The sequence below is a fragment of the Streptomyces sp. NPDC127084 genome (assembly GCF_042724175.1).
Classification (GTDB): Bacteria; Actinomycetota; Actinomycetes; order Streptomycetales; family Streptomycetaceae; genus Streptomyces.
In genome coordinates this window covers 1-8,969 of record NZ_JBHXFA010000014.1, presented here as the reverse complement: position 1 = coordinate 8,969, position 8,969 = coordinate 1, and the positions used below count along the sequence as shown (strand labels likewise).

The following is an 8,969-nucleotide window of genomic DNA, read 5'->3' as shown; positions in this document are numbered from 1 at the left end:
GTAAAAAACAGCGCCCGGCAAACCCCCCACCACCGGCGGGCGGCCCGGCACCGGTCAGCCTCGTCGGGGGTGCCGGGCCCTCGCGCGTCCGAGCGGGCCGACCGGGGTACCCCGCAGCCCGCCGGGCTGTAGTGCGAGGCGGGATCCGGCTTGGCGTGCCGGGCGGCATCCGGTTCAGCGCACCAGGCGGGGGCCGCGTCAGCACACCAGGCGGGACCGGGTTCGGTGTGCCGGGCGGGACGCTTCAATGGGCCAGGCGGGAGCCAGGCGGCTCAGTCGTGCCAGGCGCCCAGTTCGTCGAGCAGGCGTTGCAGCGGCTCGAAGACACCCGGGGTGGCCGCGATCGCCAGATCGCCGGAGGGCCGCTCCCCCGGGCGGGCACCGGTGAGGGCGCCGGCCTCGCGGGCGATGAGATCGCCGGCCGCGAGGTCCCAGGCGTGCAGTCCGCGCTCGTAGTAGGCGTCCAGGCGGCCCGCGGCCACATCGCAGAGGTCGACGGCCGCCGAGCCGGCGCGGCGGATGTCCCTGACCCTCGGGATGAGCCGGAGGGCGACCTCCGCCTGATGGCTGCGGACGGAGTGGACGTAGTTGAAGCCGGTCGCCACCAGCGCCTGGTCCAGCTCGGGTGCCGGGCGGCAGCTCAGCCGCCGCTCGCCGCAGTAGGCGCCACGGCCGCGTACGGCGTGGTACGTCTCACCGCGCATCGGGATGTCCACGACCCCGACCACCGTTTCGCCGTCCCGTTCGGCGGCGATCGACACCGCCCAGGTGGGCAGGCCGTACAGGTAGTTCACCGTGCCGTCCAGCGGATCGATCACCCAGCGCACCCCGCTGGTGCCGGGTATCGAGGCGCCCTCCTCACCGAGGAAGCCGTCATCGGGGCGCCGCTCGGCCAGGAATCCAGTGATCAGCTTCTCCGCCGCGATGTCCATCTCCGTGACGACGTCGATCGGGCTGGACTTGGTCGCGGCGACGGCCAGATCGTCCGGTCGTCCGTCGCGCAGCAGCGCTCCCGCTCGCCGTCCGGCCTCCTGGGCCAGGGACAGCAGTTCGTCGAGCAGGGGGTCGGTCACAAGGTGCTCCCTCATCGGTACGGGTCGTCGGCGCGGCACCCGTGTCACGCGGCACGCGTGCCGCGCCGGCGAGCGCTACGCGTACGGGCTGTCGGCGCCCGCCGCCGCGGGCCGCTCCGTGCGGGCCGGGCAGCAGCCGATCGGGCAGAGGTCGTGCGACGGCCCGAGCGCGCCCAGCGCGCACCGCTCCGCCACGGTGCCCCGTTCGGTCGCCGCCCGCTCCAGCACCAGGTCGCGTACCGCCGCGGCGAACCGGGGCTCCGCACCCACTGTGGCCGAGCGGCGCACCGGAAGACCCAGTTCGGCGGCCTTGGCGGTGGCCTCGGTGTCCAGGTCGTACAACACTTCCATATGGTCCGATACGAACCCGATCGGGACCATCACGACGGCCGGCGCCCCGGCACCGTGGAGCTCCTCCAGGTGGTCGCAGATGTCCGGCTCCAGCCAGGGGATGTGCGGAGCCCCGCTGCGCGACTGGTAGACGAGCCGCCAGGGGTGCTCTGCCCCCGTCTCCTCGCGCACCGCTTCGGCGATCACGCGGGCCGCGTCGAGGTGCTGCTTCACGTACGCCCCGCCTTCCCCGTGCTCCCACAGCGGACCGGACGCGTCCGCTGCGGCGTCCGGGATGGAGTGGGTGGTGAACGCGAGCCGCGCTCCGGCCCTCAGCTCTTCGGGAAGGTCCGCCAGCGCGGCCAGGACGCCGTCCACCATGGGACCGATGAAGCCCGGGTGGTTGTAGTAGTGCCGCAGTTTGTCCACCCGGGGCAGCGGCAGCCCTTCAGCCTCCAGGGCCGCGAGCGCGTCGGCCAGGTTCTCCCGGTACTGCCGGCAGCCCGAGTAGGAGGCGTAGGCGCTGGTGGCGAGCACCGCGACCCGCCTGCGCCCGTCCAGCACCATCTCGCGCAGGGTGTCGGTCAGATACGGCGCCCAGTTGCGGTTGCCCCAGTAGACGGGCAGGTCGAGACCGACGGCTGCGAAGTCCGCGCGGAGCGCGCCGAGCAGGGCCCGGTTCTGGTCGTTGATCGGGCTGACACCGCCGAAGAGGAAGTAGTGCTGCCCGACTTCCTTCAACCGCTCCTTGGGGATGCCGCGACCGCGCGTCACGTTCTCCAGGAACGGGACCACGTCATCCGGCCCCTCGGGACCGCCGAACGAGAGCAGCAGCAGGGCGTCGTAGGGGGCGGCATCGGGCCGCGCGTTGTCCAGGGGCTCCAGGGTGTCCAGCTGTTCAGCCATGGTGCCGATCCTCCCACTCCCGCCCCGTCCACCTCCCCCTCCCTCCCCCCTGCCATGGGCGGACGCGGCACCCGTCCAGGCACCCGCAGTGAAGTTAGGGTTACCTAACCCGTAAGCTGTTCGAGCCGCCCAGACGCCTTACGGAGCGCCCCGCGCCCGTCCACTCATTCACCCGACGGAGCGCCCCGTGCCCAGTCCCTACCGCGCGATATTCGCGACCCCCGGCACCATGGCGTTCACCGCCGCAGGGTTCCTCGGCCGTATGCCGCTGTCCATGATGGGCGTCGGCATCGTGGTCATGGTGTCCCAGCTCACCGGGCGCTACAGCATGGCGGGGGCACTATCCGCGACGCTCGCGCTCTCGGCGGCGGTGCTCGGCCCGCAGGTCTCCCGGCTGGTCGACCGGCACGGTCAGCGGAGGGTGCTGCGGCCCACGCTGCTCGCCTCGGGAGCCGCGGTGGCGGGGTTGCTGATCAGTGCCCGGCAGGGTGCTCCGGACTGGGTCTTCTTCGTGTTCACCGCCTGCGCGGGCTGCGTCCCCAGCGTCGGCGCGATGACCCGGGCCCGGTGGGCGGCGATTCACCACGGCATGCCGGAGCGCCTGCACACGGCATACGCCTTCGAGTCGATCATGGACGAGCTGTGCTTCATCGTGGGCCCGATCGTCTCCATCGGACTGTCCACCATCTGGTTCCCGGAGGCGGGTCCGCTGCTCGCCGGGGTGTTCCTGGCGATCGGCGTGCTCTGGCTGACGGCACAGCGCGCCACCGAGCCGCCGGTGCATCCGCGCGAGGAGCACACGCGCGGTTCGGCGCTGCGCTCCCGCGGTCTCCAGGTGCTGGTGGCGACGTTCGTGGCGATGGGAGCGATCTTCGGTTCGGTGGACGTGGTCACGGTGGCCTTCGCGGAAGAGCAGGGCAGCAAGGCTGCGTCCAGCCTGGTGCTGGCGGTCTACGCGCTGGGCTCCTGCCTCGCCGGGGCGGTCTTCGGTCTGCTGCGGCTGAAGGGCGAACCGTCCCGCAGATGGGTGCTGGGCGTATGTGCGATGACCGTGAGTATGATCCCCCTCCAACTGGCCGGGAATCTGGTGACCCTGGCCGTGTCGCTCTTTGTCGCGGGCCTGGCCATCGCACCGACGATGGTGACCACGATGGCCCTGGTCGAAGCGCACGTACCACGCACCAAACTGACCGAGGGCATGTCCTGGACGGGCACCGGCCTCGCGGTCGGTGTGGCACTCGGCTTGTCGGCATCGGGCTGGATGGTGGACGAGTACGGGGCGGATGCGGCGTACGCGGTGCCCGCGGTGGCGGGAGTGCTCGCGGTCGTGGTCGCGTTCCTGGGGTACCGCCGGCTGCGAAAGCCGGTGCCGATGCGGGAGGGGCAGCATGACTGGCACGGCCACGACCAGCAGCACGGGGAGCGCGTGGCGTAACTGGGCGGGGACGGTGACGTCCCGCCCGGCGCGGGAGGCCACCCCGGCCAGCGCCGATGAACTCGCCGCCGCCATACGCTCGGCGGCCGAGGATGGACTGCGGGTGAAGACGGTCGGCACGGGTCACTCGTTCACCGCGATAGCGGCCACGGACGGGTTGCTGATACGCCCGGATCTGCTCACCGGTATCCGCGAGATCGACCGGACATCGATGACGGTGACCGTCGAGGCGGGCACTCCGCTCAAGCGGCTCAACGCCGCGCTCGCCCGTGAGGATCTCTCCCTCGCGAACATGGGCGACATCATGGAGCAGACCGTCGCCGGCGCCACCAGCACGGGCACCCACGGGACGGGCCGCGACTCGGGTTCGATCGCCGCGCAGATCAGAGGGCTTGAGCTGATCACGGCGGACGGTTCGCTGCTGCGCTGCTCGGAGAAGGAGAACCCGGAGGTGTTCGCCGCCGCCCGGATCGGGCTCGGCGCGCTCGGTGTCGTCAGCGCGATCACCTTCGCGGTGGAACCGCTCTTCCTGCTGACGGCCCGCGAGGAGCCGATGTCCTTCGACCGGGTCACGTCCGACTTCGACGAACTCATCTCGGAGAACGAGCACTTCGAGTTCTACTGGTTCCCGCACACGGACAACTGCAACACCAAGCGCAACAACCGCAGCGCCGGTCCCGCCGCACCGCCCGGGGCGGTGAGCGGCTGGTTCGAGGACGAACTGCTGTCCAACGGCCTCTTCCAGGTGATCAACTCACTCGGCCGGGCGGTCCCGGCGACGATCCCGCCGATCGCCAGGGTGGCCAGCCGCGCCCTGTCGGCCCGCACCTACACGGACATCGCCTACAAGGTCTTCACCAGCCCCCGCAGGGTGCGCTTCGTGGAGATGGAGTACGCGCTGCCACGCGACGCCGCGGTCACGGCGCTGCGGGAGGTCAAGGCGATGATCGAGCGTTCACCCCTGCGCATCAGTTTCCCCATCGAGGTACGCACCGCCCCGGCCGACGACATCGCGCTGTCGACCGCATCGGGGCGCGACAGCGCCTACATCGCCGTGCACATGTACAAGGGCACGCCGTACCGCTCCTACTTCACCGCGGTCGAGCAGATCATGACCGCGCACGGCGGTCGTCCGCACTGGGGCAAGATCCACACCCGGGACGCGGAGTACCTGGCGGGCACGTACCCGCGGTTCGGCGAGTTCACCGCCCTGCGCGACCGGCTGGACCCCGGGCGGGTGTTCGGCAACGACTACCTGCGGCGAGTACTGGGCGACTGAGGCGGTCACCTGGGGTACGAGGACGCCGGGTCGTGCGGCCGGTCCTGCGAGGGCGCACCGGCCGGCGGCGGGGCGGGGCGCTCTCCGTCAGACGGCGGGGCGGAGGGCCCTCCGTCCGGCGGTGACGGCTGAGCGGAGGGGGAGGACTGCGACGGGGATACGGAGCCGGCGCCCGGTGCCGGGCTCGTGTCGCCGTTGCCGCCCTGCCGCGGACCGGTGCGGTCACCCGAAGGACTGGGCGAGGGACCGCCCCCACCGTCGCGCTGCCGCTGTTCCGTCCCGCCCGCCGGAGGCGTGCCGTCGTCCGCGCCACCGCTCCCGCCCCGGCCCGTGCCGCTGCCCGAGACGACCGAGCCCACCGTCGTACCCGATCCGCCGCTCAGGTCACGGCCCCAGGCCACCTCGTACGCGGTGATGCCGATCATCGCCACGGCGAACACGACCACCGCGGCCGACAGCGGCCGCTTCCAGCCCCGCAGCCGGGTGCCGTGAACGGTCGGCTCGCCGAACTCCCCTTCGGGCTGTGCTTCGTGAGAGGGACGATACGACTGGCGTGGCCCTGGTCGGGCATGCACGGCGGCATCGCGGATCTGTTCTCCGGTTCGCCGGAACAGGTGTTGGAGCACGGTGGCCCCACACGTGGCGACAACGCTCATCATCCCCGCCCCGATGATGGTTCCGTAGACCCCGAGCTGGGAGGCCAGCACCGCCGCCGCGACGGCCGCGAGCGCACTGCCCGCCACGTGGGGAACACTCAGATCGAGCCGCCGCTCCCTGTGTTGTGCCGTTCTCAGCTCGTCTCTGTCCGGCTTCGGGTCGATCTCCAGCCTCTGCTTACCCATCTGTCCCACCATGCACCAAGACGGGACATAAAGGCGAAATCGATGATTCCACTTCTGGGAATCCTGTGAAGATTGATACCCCCCGTTTTCGGGTAGACGTCTCAACTCCCGCACTCCGCCACAAGTTCGGCGGCGCGGCGGTCCACCCCCGTGGCCCGAATGGAGTACTGTGGCGAGCCCTGGGATCGGCTGCCTCACGGGTGTCCGGACCCGGGAGGGGGCCGAAAAGCGGCACTCGAAACCGGCGGCGCCGCGGCACCGCACGGTGACCTGCTGCCCAGCGTGACGAAATCGGTCACGCTGCGTTGCAAACAGGTAACCGTGCCATAACGGCGATCAGGGCCCTGCCCCGACACGCCGGGCAACTCGGCAAGGTTGTGGCAGGCTGCACCCGGGCAGGCCACACTCGACTAGCGGAAGCAGCGACGCACGTGACGTCGGCAGGCACCACCCGGGAGGTCCCCATGCCCGAACTGCGTGTCGTGGCCGTCTCCAACGACGGCACACGACTGGTGCTGAAGGCTGCGGACAGCACGGAGTACACGCTTCCGATCGACGAGCGGCTGCGCGCCGCCGTCCGCAATGACCGCGCCCGCCTCGGCCAGATCGAGATCGAGGTGGAGAGCCACCTCCGGCCGCGTGACATCCAGGCTCGCATACGAGCGGGGGCCTCCGCCGAGGAAGTCGCACAGCTCGCCGGGATCCCGGTCGACCGCGTGCGGCGTTTCGAGGGGCCTGTGCTGGCCGAGCGCGCGTTCATGGCGGAGCGGGCACGCAAGACGCCCGTCCGCCGTCCCGGGGAGAACGCCGGCCCCCAGCTCGGCGAGGCGGTCCAGGAGCGGCTGCTGCTGCGCGGCGCCGAGAAGGACTCGGTGCAGTGGGACTCCTGGCGCCGTGACGACGGCACCTGGGAGGTGCTCCTCGTCTACCGGGTCGCGGGTGAACCGCACTCGGCGTGCTGGATGTACGACCCGCCGCGGCGGCTTGTCCAGGCCGCGGACGAAGAGGCACGCGCGCTGATCGGTGAGACCGACGACGCGCTCGCCGTCGCGCAGGAGCCGACCTTCCCGTTCGTCCCGCGTATCGCACGGCTGCCCCGCGACCGGCCGCTCGACCGCGGCATGGACCGCGCTCTGGACCGCGCTCTGGACCGGCCTACGCCGGTGCCCGCCACCGGTGAGCCGGAGGAGAGTGAGCGTGACTCGCTGACCAGCCTCCTGGAGGCGGTGCCGAACTTCCGCGGTGACATGGTCGTGCCCGAGCGTCCGGCCCCGATCGACGCGCCCGCCACCGACCCCGACGAGGAAGCCGAGGCCGAGGAGCCCCCGGCCCCCGCCGCCTCGGCCGGTGCGGGCTCGGCCTACGCGGACGTCCTCATGCCCCGCGCGGTGAGCGGGCACCGTGATCGGCTCACGGGTACGACCGACCGCCAGGCTGAGGCGGACGGTGTGCGTCCCGGCCGTCGCGCGGCCGTGCCGAGCTGGGACGAGATCGTGTTCGGGACGCGGCGTAAGAAGCAGGAGTAGCGACCACTGCCGCTCCCCCTGCCCACCTCGCTCCACCGCGCACTCACAGGGCCCGTACGGAATTCCGTACGGGCCCGCGCACTCGTCTCGGCCGATGGTTCGTGACTACTGCGGGTCGGGCCCCGTAGCCACCGGCCTACTCTCGTCAGCGGACCACTCCGACCATGAGCCCGCGTAGAGCGCCGCCGGAATGCCCGCGATCTCCAGGGCCAGCACCTCATGGGCGCCGGAGACACCCGATCCGCAGTAGACGCCGACCTCGGTGCCGTCCGCCGCGCCGAGGCGCTTGAAGCGGGTGGCCAGTTCCTGTGCCGGGAGGAAGGTGGTGGCATCCGGCGTGACGTTCTCCGTCGTCGGTGCCGAGACCGCGCCGGGGATATGGCCCCCGACCCGATCGATCGGCTCGACGTCACCGCGGTAGCGCTCGCCCGCTCGCGCGTCCAGCAGCAGCCCGGACCGCGCCAACGCTGCCGCCCCGTCCGCGTCGACCAGGCGCAGGGCACCGGGTGCCGGGCTGAAGTCGCCCGGCTCGGGATCCGGGATCTGCGTGCTCAGCGGACCGTCCCAGGCCGCGAGACCGCCGTCCAGGACGCGTACATCCCCGTGCCTCGTCCAGCGCAGCAGCCACCATGCCCGGGCCGCCGCCCAGCCCTGCCCGCCGTCGTACACCACGACCGGAGCGGACCCTGAGACGCCGGCCCGCCGCATCACCGCGCCGAAGGCCGCCACGTCCGGCAGTGGATGCCGGCCACCGGCTCCGGGCGGGCCCGCCAGCTCGGTGTCCAGATCGATGTAGACGGCACCGGGAATGTGCCCGGTCCGGTACTCGGCGCGCCCGTCGAAGGGAGCCGCACCCGCCGCCTTGGCCAGGCTGAGCTGCCAGCGGACGTCGAGCAGCACGGGCGGCCGGGTACCAGCCGACTCGCTCAGCAGTTCTGAAGCGGTGATGATGGGGTTCATAGGAGCCATCCTCGCGCAGGGCACGGGCACGGCGTGCCCCTTACGGCGACGGAGGGATGGGCAATGCCAGAACGGGCATCCTCCAGGGAGATCCCCGGAAGAGCGGCGCGGCCGGGCTCCGCCGCGCGCCGGGTGGTGCAAGCATCTGGAGGGGGCACCGGGCTGCTGCCCGGCCGGGCTCGATCCCAGCCCCACGCCGTACGGCCACGACGATGGTCCGAGGAAAGGGTGACGATGACGACCGAGGCGACTCGGCGCACGCCCGGCACGCCCTGCTGGGTGAGCCTGATGGTGCACGGGCTTTCCGCGACGCAGGACTTCTACCGTGATCTCTTCGGCTGGGACTTCACCCCAGGACCTCAGCACTTCGGACCGTACGTCCGAGCCCTGATCGACGGCAAGGAGGTGGCAGGCATCGGCCAGCTCCCGCCCGACCGCCATCTGCCGATCGCCTGGACGCCCTACATGGCCACCGAAGACGCCGACGAGACGGCCGAGCAGATCAGATCCTGCGGCGGCACCGTCGGCGGCGGGGCGCGGGTCGCGGCCCACGCGGGCCGGATGGCGATAGCGTCTGAACCCGCGGGCGCCGGGTTCGGCATCTGGCACGCCCCCCCC

The 8,969-nt window shown here is 71.8% G+C and carries 8 protein-coding genes; 4 read left to right on the top strand and 4 right to left on the bottom strand.

Going from position 1 to position 8,969, the window contains the following annotated elements; all coding sequences use genetic code 11:
• Nucleotides 1–272 precede the first annotated feature (272 nt).
• Nucleotides 273–1,073, bottom strand: coding sequence for an inositol monophosphatase family protein (locus ACFWI9_RS05555; protein ID WP_387159214.1), 801 nt, complete (start codon nt 1,071–1,073; stop codon nt 273–275).
• Nucleotides 1,074–1,148: 75 nt separating this feature from the next.
• Nucleotides 1,149–2,309, bottom strand: a complete 1,161-nt coding sequence (locus ACFWI9_RS05550) for a ferrochelatase (protein WP_387159213.1) — start codon at nt 2,307–2,309, stop codon at nt 1,149–1,151.
• 187 nt (nt 2,310–2,496) lie between these two features.
• Here ACFWI9_RS05550 and ACFWI9_RS05545 point away from each other — a divergent pair, with 187 nt between their 5' ends.
• Entirely contained in the window at nt 2,497–3,744 is a 1,248-nt protein-coding gene (locus ACFWI9_RS05545; protein WP_387159212.1) for an MFS transporter, read from the top strand.
• Entirely contained in the window at nt 3,698–5,023 is a 1,326-nt protein-coding gene (locus ACFWI9_RS05540) for a D-arabinono-1,4-lactone oxidase (protein WP_387159211.1), read from the top strand. Before ACFWI9_RS05545 ends, ACFWI9_RS05540 begins: the two co-directional genes overlap by 47 nt.
• A 5-nt stretch (nt 5,024–5,028) precedes the next feature.
• On the opposite strand, the gene ACFWI9_RS05535 is transcribed toward ACFWI9_RS05540, so the two are convergent.
• The gene (locus ACFWI9_RS05535) at nt 5,029–5,865 is read right to left on the bottom strand and encodes a hypothetical protein (protein ID WP_387159210.1); all 837 of its coding nucleotides are present in this window, start codon (nt 5,863–5,865) and stop codon (nt 5,029–5,031) included.
• Nucleotides 5,866–6,329: 464 nt separating this feature from the next.
• Here ACFWI9_RS05535 and sepH point away from each other — a divergent pair, with 464 nt between their 5' ends.
• Nucleotides 6,330–7,391: a septation protein SepH gene (sepH, locus tag ACFWI9_RS05530; RefSeq protein ID WP_387159209.1), complete on the top strand. Its 1,062-nt coding sequence runs from the start codon at nt 6,330–6,332 to the stop codon at nt 7,389–7,391.
• Nucleotides 7,392–7,496: 105 nt separating this feature from the next.
• Here sepH and ACFWI9_RS05525 read toward each other — a convergent pair whose 3' ends face one another.
• Nucleotides 7,497–8,351, bottom strand: coding sequence for a sulfurtransferase (locus ACFWI9_RS05525; RefSeq protein ID WP_387159208.1), 855 nt, complete (start codon nt 8,349–8,351; stop codon nt 7,497–7,499).
• Between the two features lie 234 nt (nt 8,352–8,585).
• Here ACFWI9_RS05525 and ACFWI9_RS05520 point away from each other — a divergent pair.
• On the top strand, nt 8,586–8,969 hold a 384-nt coding region (locus tag ACFWI9_RS05520; protein WP_387159207.1), incomplete at its 3' end, for a VOC family protein.